This is a genomic window from Kitasatospora sp. NPDC088779 (assembly GCF_040685395.1).
Taxonomy (GTDB): Bacteria; Actinomycetota; Actinomycetes; order Streptomycetales; family Streptomycetaceae; genus Kitasatospora.
The window spans coordinates 12104-30641 of record NZ_JBFBHW010000028.1 but is presented as its reverse complement, the minus strand read 5'-3'; the positions used below and the strand labels follow the sequence as shown (position 1 = coordinate 30641).

At 71.4% G+C, this 18538-nt stretch carries 12 protein-coding genes; 7 read left to right on the top strand and 5 right to left on the bottom strand.

Features of this window, described 5'->3' with window-relative positions:
- The first annotated feature begins 295 nt into the window (after window positions 1–295).
- Genes AB0P03_RS24640 through AB0P03_RS24625 form a run of 4 tightly spaced genes read left to right on the top strand, consistent with a single transcriptional unit; the run spans window position 296 to window position 6188 of the window.
- Window positions 296–2200, top strand: a complete 1905-nt coding sequence (locus AB0P03_RS24640; protein WP_363630760.1) for an ABC transporter substrate-binding protein — start codon at window positions 296–298, stop codon at window positions 2198–2200.
- 46 nt (window positions 2201–2246) lie between these two features.
- Window positions 2247–3191, top strand: coding sequence for an ABC transporter permease (locus AB0P03_RS24635; protein ID WP_363581283.1), 945 nt, complete (start codon window positions 2247–2249; stop codon window positions 3189–3191).
- The gene (locus AB0P03_RS24630; RefSeq protein WP_363630758.1) at window positions 3191–4108 is read left to right on the top strand and encodes an ABC transporter permease; all 918 of its coding nucleotides are present in this window, start codon (window positions 3191–3193) and stop codon (window positions 4106–4108) included. The genes AB0P03_RS24635 and AB0P03_RS24630 overlap by 1 nt, the downstream gene beginning before the upstream one ends.
- A gap of 19 nt (window positions 4109–4127) precedes the next feature.
- Window positions 4128–6188 carry an ABC transporter ATP-binding protein gene (locus AB0P03_RS24625; RefSeq protein ID WP_363630756.1) on the top strand — a complete coding sequence of 687 codons (2061 nt, stop codon included), beginning with the start codon at window positions 4128–4130 and terminating at the stop codon, window positions 6186–6188.
- Window positions 6189–6412: 224 nt separating this feature from the next.
- Here the strand turns inward: AB0P03_RS24625 and AB0P03_RS24620 are convergent, their stop codons facing one another.
- Window positions 6413–11545 carry an RICIN domain-containing protein gene (locus tag AB0P03_RS24620; protein ID WP_363630754.1) on the bottom strand — a complete coding sequence of 1711 codons (5133 nt, stop codon included), beginning with the start codon at window positions 11543–11545 and terminating at the stop codon, window positions 6413–6415.
- A 905-nt stretch (window positions 11546–12450) separates the two neighbouring features.
- On the opposite strand from AB0P03_RS24620, the gene AB0P03_RS24615 reads away from it, so the two are divergent.
- Complete coding sequence (locus tag AB0P03_RS24615) at window positions 12451–12672, top strand: hypothetical protein (protein ID WP_363581291.1); 222 nt, start codon at window positions 12451–12453, stop codon at window positions 12670–12672.
- 267 nt (window positions 12673–12939) lie between these two features.
- Here AB0P03_RS24615 and AB0P03_RS24610 read toward each other — a convergent pair whose 3' ends face one another.
- From AB0P03_RS24610 to AB0P03_RS24595, 4 genes are all read right to left on the bottom strand, one after another.
- Window positions 12940–13221, bottom strand: coding sequence for a hypothetical protein (locus AB0P03_RS24610; protein WP_363581293.1), 282 nt, complete (start codon window positions 13219–13221; stop codon window positions 12940–12942).
- Between the two features lie 217 nt (window positions 13222–13438).
- Entirely contained in the window at window positions 13439–14260 is an 822-nt protein-coding gene (locus AB0P03_RS24605; protein WP_363581295.1) for a lipase family protein, read from the bottom strand.
- Between the two features lie 146 nt (window positions 14261–14406).
- A complete protein-coding gene (locus AB0P03_RS24600; protein WP_363581297.1) occupies window positions 14407–14931 on the bottom strand; it encodes a MepB family protein in 525 nt (174 codons plus the stop codon).
- A 232-nt stretch (window positions 14932–15163) separates the two neighbouring features.
- Window positions 15164–15442, bottom strand: coding sequence for a hypothetical protein (locus tag AB0P03_RS24595; RefSeq protein ID WP_363581299.1), 279 nt, complete (start codon window positions 15440–15442; stop codon window positions 15164–15166).
- Between the two features lie 431 nt (window positions 15443–15873).
- Here AB0P03_RS24595 and AB0P03_RS24590 point away from each other — a divergent pair, with 431 nt between their 5' ends.
- Together AB0P03_RS24590 and AB0P03_RS24585 are read left to right on the top strand one after the other, a co-directional pair.
- Window positions 15874–16995: a basic secretory protein-like protein gene (locus AB0P03_RS24590; RefSeq protein WP_363630752.1), complete on the top strand. Its 1122-nt coding sequence runs from the start codon at window positions 15874–15876 to the stop codon at window positions 16993–16995.
- A gap of 335 nt (window positions 16996–17330) precedes the next feature.
- Window positions 17331–18455, top strand: a complete 1125-nt coding sequence (locus AB0P03_RS24585; RefSeq protein WP_363581303.1) for a hypothetical protein — start codon at window positions 17331–17333, stop codon at window positions 18453–18455.
- The last annotated feature ends 83 nt before the right edge of the window (window positions 18456–18538 follow it).

Sequence of the window (18538 nt, the reverse complement as noted above, 5' to 3'; positions counted from 1 at the left end):
CGGTGCGAGAACCACGCGCGTCCTCAAGATCCTTTCCTTGATGGAAACTTGACGAACACGAGTCGTCCCCAAGGCTTCTCTCTGTTCGAAAAATCGGTCTAACTGGTAGCACCGGACGGGGCAGGGCCAGCACGCGGCAAGCGGCTGAAGCCCACGGACGCCGGTGCCTTCCCGCCGTCGGGAAAGCCGCTCACCTTGCCCGGCCACGGCACCGCCATGCCCGCGTCGGCGAACCGTCAGGTCGCGCAAGGAAAGAACTCGTGGTGTTCACGTGGGGGAGAGGGGCAAGTCAAGGATGACGAAGTCCGCAGGAGCGCGCAGATTCGCGCAGGTGGTGGCGCTGGTCACGGTCGTGGCAACCGCCGCGGCCTGCAGTGGCGGCGGTGGGGGCGGCGGCAGCGGCAACCCGGGGCCGGCCGGAGCGGCGGTGCAGGGGGGTGTGGTGCGGGTCGCCGAGGCGCCCTCCACCTTCCCGGACGCCATCTGGCCGTTCGACTCCCCGGCCCAGGTCACCACGGTGAACACCAGCCAGTTCCAGGAGCTGTTCTACCGCCCCCTGTACTACTGGGGCCTGAACGACAAGGTCGCCCTCGACCCGGAGGTGTCCCTCGGCGAGGCGCCCACCTGGAGCGCGGACGGCAGGACCGTCACCCTCCAGGTCAAGCCGTGGAAGTGGTCCAACGGTGAGGACGTCAACGCCCAGGACGTGCTGTTCTGGATCAACATGGCCAAGGCCGAGTCGTCCAACAGCGGCTACTACACCCCGCCGAACCCGGCGATCGGCGCCAAGTACTTCCCGGACAACGTGGCTTCGGCGACCGCCTCGGGACAGACCCTGACGCTGACCCTCAACACCCCGGTCAACCAGACCTGGTTCACCGACGACGAGCTCAGCCAGATCACCCCGATGCCGCTCGCCTGGGACCTCACCGGCCAGGGGCAGAAGGGCAGTTGCGCGAGCGACGCGTTCGGTTCGGACGCCGCCGCGAAGGACTGCGCGGCCGACTACGCCTACCTCAGCGCGCAGTCGACCAAGGGCGGCGACTTCGCGGGCAGCCCGCTGTGGTCGGTGGTCGACGGCCCGTGGAAGCTCAAGAACTACAACGGCACCTCCGGTGCGTACGGGATCGTGCCGAACCCCGCCTACTCGGGGCCGCAGAAGCCGCACCTCGACGAGGTGGACTTCGTCCCGTACACCTCGGCCACCACGGAGTACGCGGACCTGAAGGCCGGCAGCGGCGGCGCCAACGCCATCGACGTCGGCTACCTGCCGGCCGAGAACTCCCCGACCTTCAACGCCAAGAACCCGGACGCGGGCAACCCGTTGAGCAGCGCGGGCTACTACATCCCGGCCCCGACCTACCTGGACGAGATCTCGTACTACCAGATCAACTTCGCCAACCCGGCCGTAGGGCCGCTGTTCAAGCAGCCCTACTTCACCAAGGCCGTCCAGGACACCGTGGACCAGCAGGGCATCATCAACGGCATCTGGAAGGGCTGGGGCTACCCGAGCACCGGCGCCGTGCCCAGCCTCCCGGCTGGCAACCCGCTCTCCCCCAAGAGCCAGTCCGAGCGCGCCACGTACGACCCGGCGGCCGCCAAACAGCTGCTGAGCAGCCACGGCTGGAACACCGACAGCGTCCCGGCCACCTGCACCGACCCGGGCACCGGCCCGAACCAGTGCGGCGCCGGTATCGCGGCGGGCACCAAGGCCGCGTTCACGCTCGACTACCCCTCCGGCCAGGCCGCGCTGGACACCATGGCGGCGGACATGCGCTCGGACGCGGCCAAGGCGGGCATCGGCATCACCATGGTCAGCCAGACCCAGAACACCATCGGCAACGAGGGTGTGGCCTGCAGCGCCGCCCAGCCGGCCGGCTGCCAGTGGCAGGGCCTGCTCTACGGCGGCTGGGTCTACGCCCCCGACTACTACCCGACCGGCGACGCGCTGTTCGCCACGGGAGCCGGGCCGAACGTCTGGAGCTTCTCCGACCCGAAGCTGGACCAGCTGATCGTCAAGACCACCACCGGCAGCGACGTCAACGACCTGTACGCCTACGAGGACTACATCGCGGGCGACCAGCCGGTCATCTACACCCCCAACACGCTCGCGATCAGCGAGGTCACCAAGAAGCTGCACCTCGACGCCGGTGACCCCTTCCAGGGCTACGAGCCGGAGTACTGGTACTACACGAAATGACGGCCATCCGCAACGGCGTCGCCGCTGCCCCCCTCGGGGGGCGGCGGTGACGGCCTACCTGATCCGACGGCTGTTCCAGGCCCTCCTGACGGTGCTGATGGTCACCGTCATCTCCTTCGGCCTGATGCAGCTCATGCCGGGCGGCCCGGTCCGGGCGATCCTCGGCTCCCACGCCACCCCGGCCAACATCGCCCACCTGACCCAGCAGATGGGTCTGGACCGCCCCGTCTACGTGCAGTACTGGACCTGGCTGGACGGCCTGCTGCACGGCAACCTGGGCTTCGACTACATCCAGCAGCGCCCGATCTCCGACCTGCTGTTCAACGCCCTCGGCGCCTCCGCCTACATCGTCGGCGCCTCGCTGCTGCTCGCGCTGCTGATCGCGGTGCCGGCGGGCCTGCTCCAGGCCACCCGCCGCAACAGCGTGCTGGACCACGCCTTCACGGTGTTCTCCTTCGTCGCCTACGGCGTGCCGACGTTCTTCATCGGCTTCCTGATCCAGCAGTGGTTCGAGGACGACCTGCACTGGGTCTCGGTGCAGGACCAGGTGGCCACCTTCGGCGACGCGCTCACCCACCCCGGGGCCGTCTGCCTGCCCGTCCTGACCCTGACCGTCACCACCGTGGCCGGCTACAGCCGCTACATGCGCTCCGGGGTGCTGGACCAGATCACCCAGGACTACGTGCGGTCCGCCCAGGCCAAGGGCGCCTCCCGGCGCCGCACCCTGTACGGCCACGTGCTGCGCAACGCCTTGATCCCGATGGTCACGCTGGTCGGTCTCTCGCTGCCCGCGCTGGTCGGCGGCGCGCTGATCGTCGAGTACGTCTTCAACATCCAGGGCATCGGCCTGCTGACCACCCGTGCCGCGCTGCAGAACGACTACGGCATCACCCTGGCGGCCACCCTGCTCACCGCGGTGACCACCGTGGTCGGCTCGCTGCTGGCCGACCTCGGCTACGCCGTGCTGGACCCACGAGTGAGGCTCACCTGATGGCCCTGACACCCGGTACCACGGAAGGTCGGCCCGCCTCCGCCCCGGGCGGGGAGCCGGCCGGGCGGCCCCGCTCGATGCTCCGGCGCGGCGCGGAGGTCTTCGCCGAGAACAGGCTGGCCCTGGTCGCCGTCGCCGTCCTGGTCTCGATCATCGCCTTCTGCTTCCTCGGCCCGCTGTTCTACCACGCCGACACCTCGGTGGTGAACCTCTCCGCCGTCACCCTGCCGCCGGGCGCCGGGCACCCGCTCGGCACGGACAACGACGGCATCGACGAGCTCGGCAAGGTGATGGTCGGCGGGCAGACCAGCCTGGAGATCGGCCTCGCCGCCGGTCTGATCGCCGCCGTCCTCGGCGCGCTGTACGGCGCGGTCGCGGGCTATCTCGGCGGCTGGATCGACGCGTTGATGATGCGGGTGATCGACTCCTTCATGTCCTTCCCGCTGATCTTCCTGCTGATCTACCTCAGCAGCGTCTACGGGAAGAGCAAGGCCATGCTGATCCTGGAGGTCGGCCTGACCTCCTGGTTCGGCATCACCCGCCTGGTCCGCGGCGAGGCCCTGGCCATCAAGGTCCGCGAGTACGTGTCCGCGTCCCGGATGATGGGCGCGGGCGGCCGGCGGATCGTGCTGAAGCACATCCTGCCCAACACCATCGGGACGACGATCGTCAACACCACGTTCTCGATCGCCGACGCGGTCTTCGCCCTGTCCACGCTCAGCTACATCGGGCTGGGCCTCCAGGCCCCCAACAACGACCTGGGCGGCATGCTCGACGTCGGCACCACCTTCGCCGGCCAGGGCTGCTGGTGGATGATCTATCCGCCCGCCGCCGTGATCATCCTGATCATCCTGTGCTTCAACGTGATCGGCGACGCCCTGCGCGACGCCTTCGAAACCCGGCTGCAGAAGCGGTGAACCCGACGGAGGATCAGCAGTGGCGCTCCTCGAAGTGACCGGCCTGCGCACCGAGATCCGGCTGAAGCGCTCGGTGGTGCACGCCCTGGACGGCGTCGACCTCGCGGTGGACGTCGGCGAGACCCTCGGCATCGTCGGGGAGTCGGGCTGCGGCAAGACCATGACCGCCATGTCGATCATGCAGCTGCTGCCGAACGGCGGCAGCGTCGTCGACGGCCGGGTCCTGCTCGACGGCCGCGACCTGCTCGCGCTCGGCCCCGAGAAGATGGACCGGGTGCGCGGCAACGACATCGGGATGATCTTCCAGGACCCGACCACCTCGCTCAACCCGACGATGACCATCGGCCGGCAGATCTCCGAGTCCGTGCGCATCCACCGCCGGGCCTCCCGGAAGGAGGCGCACGAGCGCGCCGTCGAGGTGCTGTCCCTGGTGGGGATGCCCAGTCCGGCCCAGCGGGCCCTGGTCTACCCGCACGAACTGTCCGGCGGGATGCGCCAACGGGCCATGATCGCCATGGCCCTGGCCAACGAGCCCAAGCTGCTCATCGCCGACGAGCCGACCACCGCCCTCGACGTCACCGTCCAGAAGCAGATCCTCGAACTCATCGACCACCTCAAGCAGCAGCTCGGCATGGCCGTCATCCTGGTCACCCACGACCTCGGCGTCATCGCCGGACGGGCCGACCGGATCGCCGTCATGTACGCCGGGAAGGTCGTCGAGACCACCGGCACCGAGGAGCTCTACACCAACCCCCGCCACCCGTACACCGAGGCACTGTTCGAATCGCTGCCGGAACGTTTCGCCGAGTCCGGCGGCCGGCTCTACTCGATCCCCGGCCTGCCGCCGGACCTGACCACCCCGCCGCCCGGCTGCCGGTTCGCCGCACGCTGCCGCTACGCCACCGAGCGGTGCCACGCGCAGGAGCCGCCGCTGTCCGGGGAGGCCCCGGAACACCGCTACGCCTGCTACTTCCCGGTCGGCGAGGCCGAGCCGGGCGGCCGCCCCGCCGCCGTGGCACCGCCCCCGGCGACGGCCGTACGGGCCCTGGCGGTCCAGGCCCCCGCGGTGCCCGACGACGCGCCGGCCGAACCGCTGCTGCGCATCGACAACCTGGTCAAGCAGTACGCGGTGACCAGCGGCCTGATCCTGCGCCGGGCCGTCGGCGCGGTCAGCGCCGTGGCCGACATCTCCCTGACGGTCCGCCGGGGAGAGACGCTCGGCCTGGTCGGCGAGTCCGGCTGCGGCAAGACCACCGTCGGCAAGCTCATCGTCGGCCTGGAGCGGCCCACCAGCGGCAGCCTGGTGTTCGAGGGCCGGGACCTGGCCCTGGTGCCACGGGCCGAGCGGCGCCGACTGCGCCGGGACGTCCAGCTCATGTTCCAGGACTCCTACGCGGCGATGAACCCCCGGATGCCCGTCCAATCGATCATGCGCGAGCCGCTGGACATCCACCGGGTCGACGGCCAGGCCGAGCGCGACCGGCGGATCAGGCAGATCTTCGACCTGGTCGGCCTGCCGCTCACCGCCCTGGACCGCTACCCGCACGAGTTCTCCGGCGGCCAGCGCCAACGCATCGGACTGGCCCGCGCGCTGGCCCTGCGCCCCAAGCTCATCGTCGCGGACGAGCCCGTCTCGGCCCTGGACGTGTCGATCCAGTCGCAGGTGCTCAACCTGATGAGCGACCTTCAGGGCGAACTCGGACTGTCGTACCTGTTCATCTCGCACGACCTGTCCGTGGTCCGGTACCTGTCCGACCGGATCGGCGTGATGTACCTGGGCAAACTGGTGGAGATCGGCCCCGCGCCGTCGGTGTACGCCCGGCCGGTGCACCACTACACCCGCGGCCTGCTGGACACCATCCCGGTGGCCGACCCGGTGGTGGAGAAGGCCAAGAGCAGCCGGGGCGTCGCCGGGGAACTCCCGTCCGCGATCGACCCGCCGTCCGGCTGCCGCTTCCGCACCCGCTGCGCGGCGGCGCAGCAGATCTGCGCGGAGGTCGAGCCACCGCTGACCGCCTTCGGCCCCGACGACCACCTGGCCGCCTGCCACTTCCCCCTGCGGGCCGCCCCGATCCGCTGAACCGCGCCTCCGGCCACGCCCCCTCCGGGAGCGGGCCGGCGAGGCCGTCGGCGATGGGCACGCGGCGGTGGGCACGTGGTGGTGGGCACACGGCGATGGGCACACGGCGGTGGCCTCCACCCCGAGAGCGGGGTGGAGGCCACCGGGCCGGCTTCCGAGAGGCCGGCGCGTCCGGACACACCCGGCGGGTGCCGGGCGCCCGCGGGCCGCCCGCGGGAGGAAGGTCAGGTGCAGGGGATGACCCGGCCTCCTGTCACGACGCACTTGGGCGGCACCAGGCGCGGGTGTCCGGTGTTCGTCTGCCACTGCACCTTCGGGACGCCCTTGATGATCGCCTGGAGCGCGTAGATGAAGGCCTCCAGGAAGTCGCCCTTTCCTGCGGCGGCCACCGCGCGGGCCCCGTCGATGGCGGCGCCGGTGGCGTCGCCGGCCTGCAGGATCTGGACGTCGCCCAGGGGGCTGACCATCAGCCAGGCGCCATTGCGGCCATTGGTTCCCGAGGCCCAGCAGACCCGCCCGTCGGCGGCGGTGACGACGAGGTTCCCGTCGTCCTGCATGACGGCCTTGGCCCCGCAGCCCACGGTCTTCGACTCCCATACGGGCCAGGTGTGGTCGCCGATGGCGTCGCCCTGCGTGTAGTAGGCGACGAGGTTGCCGTCCTGCTGCATGACGAGCCGGGTGGATTGCTCCGCCGCCGAGGACTCCAGGCTCTGCCCTGGGCACAGGGTGTCCCCGTGCCACATCCACGAGTCGGAGGACTGCCGCCCGTTGCAGACCGGGGGGAGCTGGATGCTGTCCGGGAAGCGCGGGTCCCTTCCTCCGCCACCGCCGCCGGTGTTCCCGCCGCCTCCGCCTCCGCCGGTACCGCCACCGCCGGTGTTCCCACCGCCACCTCCGGTGACCGCTGAGTCGTCGAGCTTCCACCACTGGGCGGTGGAGGAGGTGCAGGCCCAGACGGCGAGGTCCTCGCTGCTGTTGACGGCGGTGAGGCAACCGTTGTCGGCCGCGGAGATGATCCGGTACCAGCCGGGCAAGTTCTGGCTCTCCTGGAAGCGCCAGAGCTGGTTGGCGTTGCCCTCCTGGGCGCTGGTGAGGTGGGTGCGGTGGGTGCTGGGGTTGTGGTCCATCACCATCGCCCCGGCGAACTTCGTCTCGATCAGCCACTGGTTGTTGGGCTTCTGCCACAGCATCCACTGCTGTGCGGCGCTGCCGTTGCCGCCCAGGGCCTTGATCCGGGTGCCGCCGGCGGTGTTGGCGCCGTCGAGGTCCGCGACCAGGCCGTTGTTGCCGGAGCGCAGGACGGTGGTGACGCCGTGGCGCACCCCGCTGCCCCCGGGCGCCTGCGGGGTTCCCCCGCTGCCGGCGTTCCCGCCGCCGGTCGAACCTCCGCCCGTCGAGCCGCCGTTGTTCCCGCCGTTGTTCCCACCGCCACCGCCGGACGAGCCGCCGGTGTTCCCACCGGCGCCGCCTCCGCCGGAGCCGCCGCCAGGGGTGGGCCCGTTCTGGATGTTGTCGAGCCGCCAGCGCTGGCGGTCCGAGCCGTCGCAGGCCCAGATGCCCAGCTGCTCACCGGCGTTGTTGGCGGTCAGGCAGCCGCTGTCGGTGTCGCTGGTGATCCAGAACCAGCCGCCTCCGGCGTCGTGGAAGGCCCAGTGCTGGTTGGCGTTGCCGTCCATCGTCCGGATCAGGTGGGCGCGGTGGGTGCCCGGGTCGTGGTCCATGACCATGCCCTGGCCGGCGGCGGCCTTGCCGTCGGTCAGCAGCGTCTCGATGATCCAGCGCCCGTTCGCGGTGGGCCAGAACGCCCAGCGCTGCGCGTCGTTGCCGTTCGAGCCGAGCGCCTTGATCGAGGTGCCGGAGGCGGTGTTCGCGCCGTCGAGGTCCGCGACCATGGTGTTGTTCGCCGAGCGCAGGGTGGCGACCTGCGACGAACCGACGCCGGGGCTCACCACCGGGGTGGTGCCGGGCTGCTGCGCGGGCCGCTGCGGGGCGCGCGGCGGGACGGTGCCCAGGCCCCAGCGCTGCGCGTCGCTGGCGTTGCAGTCCCAGATCTGCAGTGCGGTGCCGTTCGCGGAGTTGCCCCCCACGACGTCCAGGCACTTGCCCGAGTTCGGGTTGACCAGGGAGGAGTCCGCGCCCTGGCGCCAGTTCTGCGCCGCGCTGGCGTTGCAGTCGTACAGACCCACCCGGGTGCCGCCGGCGGTGTTGCCGGCGGCGACGTCCAGGCACTTGCCGAACGCCTTCAGGACGAGCCCGCCGCTGGTCGCGGTCGGGGTCCACTGCTGGGAGGCGGTGTTGTTGCAGTCGTAGAGGTCGATCGGGGTGTTGTTCGCGGTGTTGCCGGCGGTGACGTCCAGGCACTTGGACGGCAGCGCCGAGTAGACCGGCACCGCGGCCGCGCCGCCGGAGTTCCCGCCACCGCCACCGCCACCGTCACCGCTGGTGCCACCGGTGCCACCGCCGGTCGACGGGTTGTCGACGGCCTCGGTCAGGCGCCACTTCTGGGCGTTGGTGCCGTCACAGCCGAGGATCGCCAGCTCCGCACCGTCGGCCGCCGCCGTGAGGCAGCCGTTGCCGGCGGCGCTGACGACCGTGAACCAGCCGCCCCCGGCGTCGGTGAACCGCCACAGCTGGTTGGCGTTGCCCTCCTGCGCACCGATGAGATGGGTGCGGTGGGTGGTGGGGTTGTGGTCCATCACCATGCCGCCGCCGAGCTTCGTCTCGATCAGCCACCGGCTGTCCGGCTTCTGCCACAGCGTCCACTTCTGCGCGTCGTTGCCGTTGCGGCCCTGCGCCTTGATGCGGGTCCCGGCGGCGGTGTTGGCGCCGTCGAGGTCCGCGAGCAGGCCGCCGTTGCCCGACTGCAGTACCACCGTCCGGTTGTGTACGGGCTGCGCACCACCGGCGCCCAGCGGCGGCTGGCCGCCGGTGCCGCCACCGCCCGTGCTGCCGCCGTTGTTGCCGTTGCCGCCCCCGGTCGTCGGCACGGTGCCGGAGAGCTTCCACTTCTGCTGCGCGCTGCCGTCGCAGTCGCGGACGGCCAGTACCTCGTGCGCGCCGCGCTGGGTCAGGCAGCCGCCGGCCGCGCTGACGACGTTCGTCCAGCCGCCCCCGGCGTCCCTGAACTGCCACAGCTGGCCGGGCTGCCCGTCCGCGGCGGCCGGTGCGAGCACGCTCTCGTGCCGGCCGGTGTCGTGGGCCAGCAGCATGCGCTCGGCGGCGGAGGCGCGGTTGTAGGTGAGCCGGGTCTCGATCGCCCAGTTCCCGTTGCCGCGGTCCCAGAACACCCACTTCTGCGCGTCCGTGCCGTTCGGCTCGTAGGCCTGGACGGCGTTGCCCGCCACGGTGCTGGAGCCGCGGACGTCGGGCACGAGGGTGTCCCCGGTGCCCGGCTGGAGGTATGCGCCGGTCCCGGCGTCGTTGCCAGTGCCGCCGTCGGGGCCAGTGCCGTTGTTGGGGCCGCTGGGAGTCGACGGGCCGCCGAAGATCGGCGGAAACATGGGCAGAACGGGGAACCCGGGCAGCGAGATCCCCGGAGGCGCGGGCACCGGCGGACGGCCGCCGGTGGAACCGTTGTCACCGCCAGGGGTGTTGCCGTCCGGCTGGTCCTTCCGCTTGCACTTGGGAGGCTCCTCCGGCGACTTGGGCGGGTTCGACCAGGCGGCGGGGTCGTTCGGGAAGCCGGTGGTCGTGGGCCACGGGACGTCCGGCAGCCCCGGCAGGGAGGGCCACGGGACGGTGGGGAACCCGGGGACGGACGGCCAGCGCCAGAGCGGGATGCTCGGGAGCGTCGGCCAGGTGACGTCCGGAAGCGAGGGCCCGTCCGTCCCCGGCGCGTCCGGCAGGTCGGGGTGGCCCGGCCACGGCACGTTCGGGGAGCCGGGCACCGAGGGCCACTTCACCTGCGGGAATCCCGGCACGGTGGGCCAGGCCAGGTCCGGGTGCCCCGGGATCGCCGGGTCGGTGGCGCTCGGCAGCCCGGGGATCAGGGCCCTGCCGTCGTCGTTGCCGTTGCCGGGCAGCGGCAGCACCGGCCACGGGACGCCGGGGTGGCCCGGCATGGCGGGCCACGGGACGGTCGGGGAGCCGGGGACGGCCGGCCAGGTCGCCTCGGGGTGGCCGGAGACGGCGGGCCACGCCGTGGTGGGCAGAGTGGGGAAGCCGGGCCCGCGCAGCTCGGGCAGGTCGGGGTGGCCGGGCATCGGGACGCCCGGGAAGCCCGGGACGGACGGCCACGGGATCGCCGGGTGCCCTGGCAGCGACGGCCAGGTCACCTCGGGGCGGTCCGCGACGGTCGGCCACGGCAGGTCGGGGAAGCCGGGGACGGTGTGGCCGGCGCCGGAGCACGGCACGGACAGGTGCCAGCCCTGCCGGTCGGAGCCGTCGCACGGCGCCACCGTCAGCGCGGTGCCGTCCAGGGTGAGGCAACGGCCGTCGGTGGCCGTGGTGATGCGGTAGCCGCCCGCGCCGTCGGCGACGAAGCGCCAGCGCTGGCCGGGGCTGCCGTCGGGCTTGCCGTTCGTCGCGTCGTTCTCGATCGGCCGCACGGCCAGCCGGTCACCGTACGCGGGGACGCTGAGCACGCTGCCCTGTCCGGCCGGGGTGGTGCCGTTGGTCCGGCCGGTCTCGATCACCCAGGTGTCGTCCGCCTTCTGCCAGGTCGCCCAGCTCTGCCCGGCGGAGCAGTCGGGGGCGGCGGCCCGTACCGGGCTGCCCGGAGCGGGCGAGGCGTCCGGCACGTCGGCGACCAGGCCGGCGGCTCCGGAGGTCAGGACGGAGACCTTCCCGTGCTGCGGCTCCCGGGCTGTGGCGGCGGAAGCGGAGGCCGTCGGCGGCGCGCTGTCGGCCGGGACGCCGGCCGGGACGTCAGCGGGGACGCCGGCCGCCGCGAGGGAGATCATGGACGCGGCCGCTGCTCGGGGCGGGGACGGGACGTTCGGCCGACAGGTCTCGTCCTTGCGACGCAGCGGGTCCTTGCTGAACATCACCGGGAAGTGGTCCGATTCCTCCACGTAGCCGAGGCGGCGCGCCGTGTACTGGTGGTCGGCCGGCAGCCCCCGGGCGATCATGTAGTCGTATTCGGAGGTCGGGCGGTTCCTGGAGTAGGTCATCATGCCGGAGCTGACGAGCCGACGGCCGTCGCCGAACACCTGCGCCATCGACAGCGACCCGGGCTCGCGGTTGAAGTCGCCCATCAGGGCCCAGTTCGCGTCGCCCGTCGCCGTGACCGCCTGGATGGCGGCCGGCACGTTGTTCCGCTCATGGAAGCCTGCTGCCCTGTTGGTGGCGTGCATGGAGTAGTACCACGTGCCGTCCGCGAGCTTGACGCCCAGGATGGGCTTGGCATCGTTAGCCACCTGGCCGTTGTTCTCCGGCTGAGGCGGGATGACCCTCACCACGGGCGCCGCAGCGTTGTCGATGCTCCGGGGCACCACGAGGGCCAGCGAGCGTTCTTCACGGGTGGCTGTCCTGACCCGGTAGATGGTGCGAGTGCCGCCTGTCCAGGCGGGAAACACCTCCCATCGGTACCTCTGGACCTCGAAACCGTTCGTGTTGATCGATGCTTCGGGCACGATGTCCGGATCGTCCGGTTCCGCGTCCCGGATTTCCTGCAGCGCGAGAATGTCAACACGTTGGGCGAGATCGAAGATCTCCCCCCGCCATCTGGTGCCGTACCGATTGTTGTAGGTCGCGGCCGAGTGTTCCTGAACGGTCGCTGGTACGGCCTGCGGCGGAGCGACGGGGCCCACCGCGTGCGCGGGTATCGGGAACGCGCCGATGAGCCCCGCCAGCAGGGCGAACAGCGGTACGACCGCCGTGTACGCCCATTGTGGTCGCCACGGTATTCGCCGTTCGGTCGGTGAGGCGGCCGTGCCCGGGTGTGCCATTGAGAAACTCCTTGAAACTTCACAGCTGTACCGGGGCACGTTGACAGTGGGTGGTAGACAAACGATGAACGGATGGCCCTGGCGCGTATATCTCGCTGCGGTACCGGCTGTGAACCCGCGACGGGTCCGATGCCCCGCCAGTGGCCACGGTCGACCAGCAGCCCCAGATGATCCTGATCCCCGTGCGGGACCTGTAGACGGGCCGCGCCGACGGCAAGCCCGCCTCCCAGCAGGCCCCCTGCTCGACGCCCTCGCCCAGGCCTGCCCCTCACCGCTTCCTGCTGCCGCGTCAGCGTCCCGCAGCCGGCCCGGGCTGCTCATCCGTTCGGGTGAGGCGAGGTTGGAGGGGGGCCGGGGGTGGCAGAACGGCGGGCATGACGACTTCCTCCACCAGGCGCCGCCGGGGCCGCCCTGGCAAGCCGGCCTTCGCGCCCGTGCCCGTCCGCCAGGCCGCCGGTCCCGCGGTGCCGTCCGGGCCGCGTCGACCTGCCGCCGGGTGCTGCCGGACCTGGAACAGCGAGCACAGGCTGCCCGGCGGCCAGGTGGTCCGGACGACCTGGCACCAGCCCGCCTGCCTGGCCTGGGCCGTCCGGTGACCACGCACCAGATGCCGGATGGACACTGCGCGCGCCGGCTGCCGTGCCCTCCGGCGCCCGGTCCCCCGGTGGCTTCGGTGGCTTCGGTGAGGACGGCGGCGCCGCTGACGCCGGTGATCGTGGCGTTGGCGGTGCCGTCCGGCAGGGGGCGGGTGTCCTCCCGCGGGCCGGGTAGGGCGTTTTGTCCTGGCCCCGTCCGGTTTCGGACGGGCGGCTGCCCCGGGGCGGGGTGCTCCCGGGGCAGCCGTGGCGCGGGTGCGGGTGGGGTCAGCCCTGCCCGCCGGTGCTGATGCCGGTCTCGGTGGCGCTGCCCGCGACGCCGCCAGGGCCGACCACGACGGCGCCGGTGAGGAAGGAGGAGCCACAGGGGCCGAACTGGGCGTCGGTGACCTGAAGGGCGCTGCCGTTCGGGCCGACGGCGAACGCGCCGCTGTCGAAGTTGACGGTGGGGATGTTGTCGGTCTCGGCGGCGGAGGCGGTGGTCGCCGCGCCGATGACGAGCGGGAGGCTGAGGACGGAGACGGCCAGGATGCGGTGCGCGGTACGCATGGGTGGAACCCTTCGAGGTGCGAATGGTGAGGGTGGATCGGACGGCCGTGGTGTGGCGGCCCGTCACCATCCACACACGGTCGTGTGCGCATCGCTACCGGGGGGAGGCTGTTCGTACCATCGGTTCACTCGGCCCTCGGCCCGGTTCCGCTCGCCGGGCCCGGCCTGCCGGCCGTGGACCCACCGGCGCCCGTCCCGCCCGCAGGGCCTGACTCCGTCAGGCGAGGTTCTGTTCCAGGGCCGCGAGGTAGCGCTTCATCGCGTGGTCGCGCACACCGGCCGTGGCCGGAGCGAACGCGTCGGCGGTCAGGCCCTTGGCGCGGTCGGCGAGCCCGGCGACCAGGCCCATGGAGTCGTGGAGCCGGCCCGAGGAGTCGATGTACTTCAGCGCCTCGACGTGGGTGTAGGCCGGCTCCGGCGGCAGCTGGGGCACGATGTCGTTGTTGTTGACGAACCGGTACAGGCGTCCCTTGAAGCCCTCGTTGCAGGCGGCGGCGAGCAGCCGGTCACAGGTGCGGGGCTGCCCGAACGTGATGATGCCGTCGGCCTGGAGGCGCGGGTCCTCCAGGTACAACCGGGCGCCGGCCAGCATCGCCAGGGCTCCGCCGAGGCTGTGGCCGGTGAACCACACGGTCTGGCCGTTGGTGCGCAGCTGGGCGTGGGCGTCCCGGACGTCCGGGAAGACCGACTCCAGCGCTTCGGCGAAGCCGTAGTGGACGTAGCCGGTGCGGGCGGGGCCGGGCCAGGGCGGCGTGGAGGAGTCGGAGAGCCAGTCGCGGATCTCGATCGGTTGGGTGCCGCGGAACGCCGTGACGACCATGTGGTCGCTGGCCATGGTGTAGCCCTGGGTGTCCTCCAGCGGGAAGGGCGGAGTGAACCGGGTCTGGTGGTGACGCACCCGGTCGAAGCCCCAGTCGCGGGCCTGCTGTTCGATGGTGGCCTCGTCCTGGTAGGCGAGTTCGGACGCCTTCGCCAGCCAGTAGGCGTGCGGGACGCTGTAGTTCTTCGCCTGGTGGTCGAAGGTGGTGGGCACGGGCACGGCGATCTCTCCTCCGGGACGGCCGGCGGACGGGGGACGCACCGCCGGCGCGGACATCAGCCCCGTCGTACCAGAGCGCGGACCGCCGCTCCGGGTGGGCCGCGCCCGGATGTCATCCCGACAGCCGAGCCGGCGCACGGGGGCGGCTACGGGTGGTGGAGGGCGCGGGCGTACGCCAGGTCGGCGGGCCCGTTCTGGCCGATGTGGAAGAAGTGGTTCACCTGCCAGGCCTGCGTGCTGCGCGCTTGCCGGTTGGTCGTGGTCACCCATGGCGGGTAGACGCGGAACCCTCGTTTCCCGCCGGAGCCGTTGCGGGAGACGATGTCGCGCTCGCACAGCACCTCGGACGGGAAGACGAACTGCCCGAAGCCGTTGTCGTCGCGGCAGCTGATGACGAAGAGGTCCACCCCGTCGTCGGTGTCGAAGGGCCGGATCGGTCCCTCTTCGGATCGCAGCCACACGGTGACGAACTGGCCCGCCTTCGTCGGGGTGGTTTTGGCCGCGCGGAACCGGACCGAGCGGCCGTCGATCGTGAACCGGCAAGCCGCGTATTCGGTGCTCTCCGGTTCGGCCACCGGGGGCGAACAGGCCAAACCGCTCGGGTCGTACACCAAGGCCTTCGCCGCCAGCAGGTCAGCATGAAGTCCTGCCCACGGCTGATTCGTCACCATTCCGTCATTCTGCCATCGAGGCTGCCACCCCTTGAGGTGCTCTATCAGGGGCTCCTGCCATCGGACCCGATCACGGACAGGCGGGTGGAGCAGGCGCCGTCGCCGTCCGGTCGGCAGCCGCTCCCGGCTGCGCCGCTCCTGGTCGGGTGGTCGAGCGCGTCGCTCTACACGGAGTCGTGTAGACCTGCCGGTGGCCGATCCGATGCCGCAGACCGCGGCCTTCGCCTCCGCTCTAAACCAGCTCCCGCAGGCGGAAAGCGGGCCCTGCCCCGGTAGATTGCCATCCTTGATCGAGCGCGGTGCGCACTCCCGCCTCGACGATGGACGGCACGACGGGGAACGCTGACGTGGCTGCCAGAAGCACCGGGCCCATCTGGTCGACCCGCTGGACCGCGAAACCGGACCGGCCCCATGCGCACGCGATGCAGCAGCGGACACCACCGTGTACCCGCCACCGGTACACCACCTCGTCGATGGTGATCAGGCGCGACCCTTTCTTCCTCAGCGTCAACTATGCCTCCTCGTACGGAACATCGGTGATGGGACGACCACTCGACTCGACCTCGCCACACCGAGCGTGCCAGAGTCCGAGGACGAAGGCACCCGACCTCCGGCGAGTCGCGTTGCCCCTCAGGGGCTCGCGTTGGCCGGGCCTGGCACGGATCCGACGGTCAGTGCGCGGCATGTCACCGCGTGACAGCGCCGCTGTCGCTGTCGGGCGACACCGGCGGCGGGCGACCCGGCGGCGGGCGGTCGAGAGCGCGGGCATCCGCGAGTGAGGAGCCACCTGGCAGAAGGCCTGGACCTTCGGGTGAACACCACCGGACCGACGGCCCGTCAACGCACCCGTTGACGGGAGCGTTGACGCCGCGTCTACCGGGGCCCGGTGGCATGACCGCAGGCCGGTTCCAGGGGGGAGCCGCCCGAGAGGAGAACCCCGAGATGATCACCCGTCGTACGGCCGCCGCCGCCGTCGTCCTGTCCGCCGCGACCGTCGTGTCCGGGATGGCCTTCGGCGCCGGGACCGCCAGTGCGGCCGAGTCGCTCCCGTCCAGCGGCGCCGACTACCGCATCTCCAGCTACGCGGGCGGCGCCCTCCAGTGGGACAGCCGCAACAACGCCTCCAACGTGGTGGTCCGCGACTGGAACGAGTCCTCCGCCCAGCAGGTCTGGACGGTCAGGGACGAGGGCAACGGCGCCTGGTCGGTCAAGGTGCCCGGCACCAACAACGCCGTCGACCGGGACCGGGGCAAGAACACCGTCGGTGCCTGGAACTACGTCGGCGCGGACAACCAGAGGTGGTGGCTGGAGAACACCTCGATGGGCAACGGCCGGGCCTGGCTGCTGCACAGCGTCTCGGACAGCAACCTCTGCCTCGCCCGTGGCGCGGACCTGAACGCCAAGGTGGCCGCCTGCAACGCGGGGGACCCGGCGCAGTCCTGGAACCTCGACCGCAACGGCGCCACCACCCCGCCGACCGCCGGCCGCCCGACCATCGACCTCGACTACTCGCAGGCCCCGGACCTCGGGCCGTGGCTGGAGCAGCAGAAGAGGACCGTCGCGGACTACTACCCGACGATCTCCAACCTGATCACCAAGGGAGCCTTCGCCGCCCCCAGCTACTTCAAGATCATCTTCGACCCGAAGCTGACCGACTACCCCGCGTTCACCACGGTGAACCCCAGCAGCGGCGCCAAGGAGGTCCACGTCAACATCGGTTACACCCGCGGCAACCAGGGTGACACCGGCTTCCTGGTGCACGAGGCCGTGCACGTCGCGGTCTGGGACAGCCCGTTCTCCGGCAAGTGGTGGCTGGGCGAGGGCCTGGCGGACTGGGTGCGCGACTACAACTTCCAGCCGGGCACCGGCGCCCAGCACTTCGGCCCGGACTCCAACTACGACAGCGGCTACCAGGCCACCGCCCGGTTCATCGACTACGTCTCGAAGGCCTACAACAAGCCCGACCTGGCACACCTGCTGAACACCACGAACTACAACGAGCAGATCTGGGTCCAGCTCACCGGCAAGAGCGCCCAGCAGCTCTGGAACGAGATGCCCAAGTAACCCGCGCCCCCACACCCCACCCGACGGCCCGGCACCCACGAGGTGCCGGGCCGTCGTGTTGACGTCAGGAGCGCCGCCAAGGGGCGGGTGTGCGCGGTGCGGGACGGCCCGGCGCGCCTGGAAACACCGGAAGGTCACCTTTTCGAGTGAAGATCGAGATTGGGGCCCCGAGTTCTGATCGCTCGTCCCCGATGATGCGTTCGAGAGCTCGCGGAGAGGGCCGGGCAGGAGCGGTCTGTCGGGAGGCGGCATCGCCGCGTCCTCGTGGCAGCCTCCGCGGCAGCGCCCGGCGAGGCCGCGTTCCCGAGTGACAGCACACCCGATGAGGAGATGAAGTGCAGGAGAAGCGGCTCAAGTCCTGGGGCAACAACCGCGCGGGTCAGCTCGGCGACGGCACCTGGACGGACATCCGTACGACGGCCACCACCGTGCTGGGGCTGACGAGCGCCGAGGTGGTGAAGATCGCCGCCGGGGGAAGTGGCCCCACCGCAGGTTTCGGGCTGGCCCTGCTGACCGACCGCACGGTGCAGACGTGGGGCGCCAACGGGTCGGGGCAGCTCGGCGACGGCTCGGTGTTCAGCCACAACGCGCCCGGCCAGGTCGTCAATCTTTCCGATGCCACCGACGTCGCCGCGGGCGGAGTGCACAGCCTGGCACTGCTCGCCGACCGGACCGTGGTCGCCTGGGGGCGCAACAACTACGGCCAGCTCGGCAACGGCACCAACGCCGACAGCAGCGTCCCGGTCCGGGTCGAGGGACTCAACAAGGTGATCGCGATCGCCGCCGGACTCAACCACAGTCTGGCGCTGCGCGAGGACGGCACCGTGTGGGCCTGGGGCTACAACATCAACGGCCAGCTCGGGGACGGCACTTCGGCGAGCCGCAACGTACCGTCCCCGGTGAACAACCTGACCGGTGTGACCCGGATCGCCGCCGGAGCCGACCACAACCTGGCCCTGGTCGGCCCGCCGAGCACTTCCACCAAGCCCACCAGCGGCAACGCGGTGAAGGCGTGGGGCTACAACGCCACCGGCCAGCTCGGCGACAACACCACCATCAGCCGCTTCACCCCGGTCGACACCCAGGGCAGCTGGCTCGGAGGGGTCTCCGGGATCGCGGCCGGAGCCCACCACAGCCTGGCCGTCACCGACAGCGACAACAAGCTCAAGGCCTGGGGCCGGAACACCTCCGGCCAGATCGGCGACGGCACCACCGACTACCGGATCACCCCCGTCCAGGTCCCCGGCCTCACCGGCATCCAACTGATCGCCGGCGGCCGCGAACACACCATCGTCCTGCTCGGCGACAACACCGTCCGCTCCTGGGGCAACAACGGCTCCGGCCAACTCGGCAACGGCACCACCACCGACAGCAGCACCCCCGTCACCTCGCTCACCGCGCTGACCGGCGTCGACAAGATCGCCGCACCCCTCGGCGGCGACTTCAGCCTGGCCAACTGAACCCGGCGCGCGGCCTCGGCTCCCCGCCGAGGCCGCGCACGGCAGCACGGTCCGGCTGACACACGTGTGGGCGGGCGGGACCG

What these genes read in the sequence shown, in the direction of transcription:
- AB0P03_RS24600 (WP_363581297.1), bottom strand. Translation starts at nt 14,931, where the DNA reads ATGGTGACGAATCAGCCGTGGGCAGGACTTCATGCTGACCTGCTGGCG.
- AB0P03_RS24630 (WP_363630758.1), top strand. Translation starts at nt 3,191, where the DNA reads ATGGCCCTGACACCCGGTACCACGGAAGGTCGGCCCGCCTCCGCCCCG.
- AB0P03_RS24610 (WP_363581293.1), bottom strand. Translation starts at nt 13,221, where the DNA reads ATGCGTACCGCGCACCGCATCCTGGCCGTCTCCGTCCTCAGCCTCCCG.
- AB0P03_RS24615 (WP_363581291.1), top strand. Translation starts at nt 12,451, where the DNA reads ATGACGACTTCCTCCACCAGGCGCCGCCGGGGCCGCCCTGGCAAGCCG.
- AB0P03_RS24640 (WP_363630760.1), top strand. Translation starts at nt 296, where the DNA reads ATGACGAAGTCCGCAGGAGCGCGCAGATTCGCGCAGGTGGTGGCGCTG.
- AB0P03_RS24590 (WP_363630752.1), top strand. Translation starts at nt 15,874, where the DNA reads ATGATCACCCGTCGTACGGCCGCCGCCGCCGTCGTCCTGTCCGCCGCG.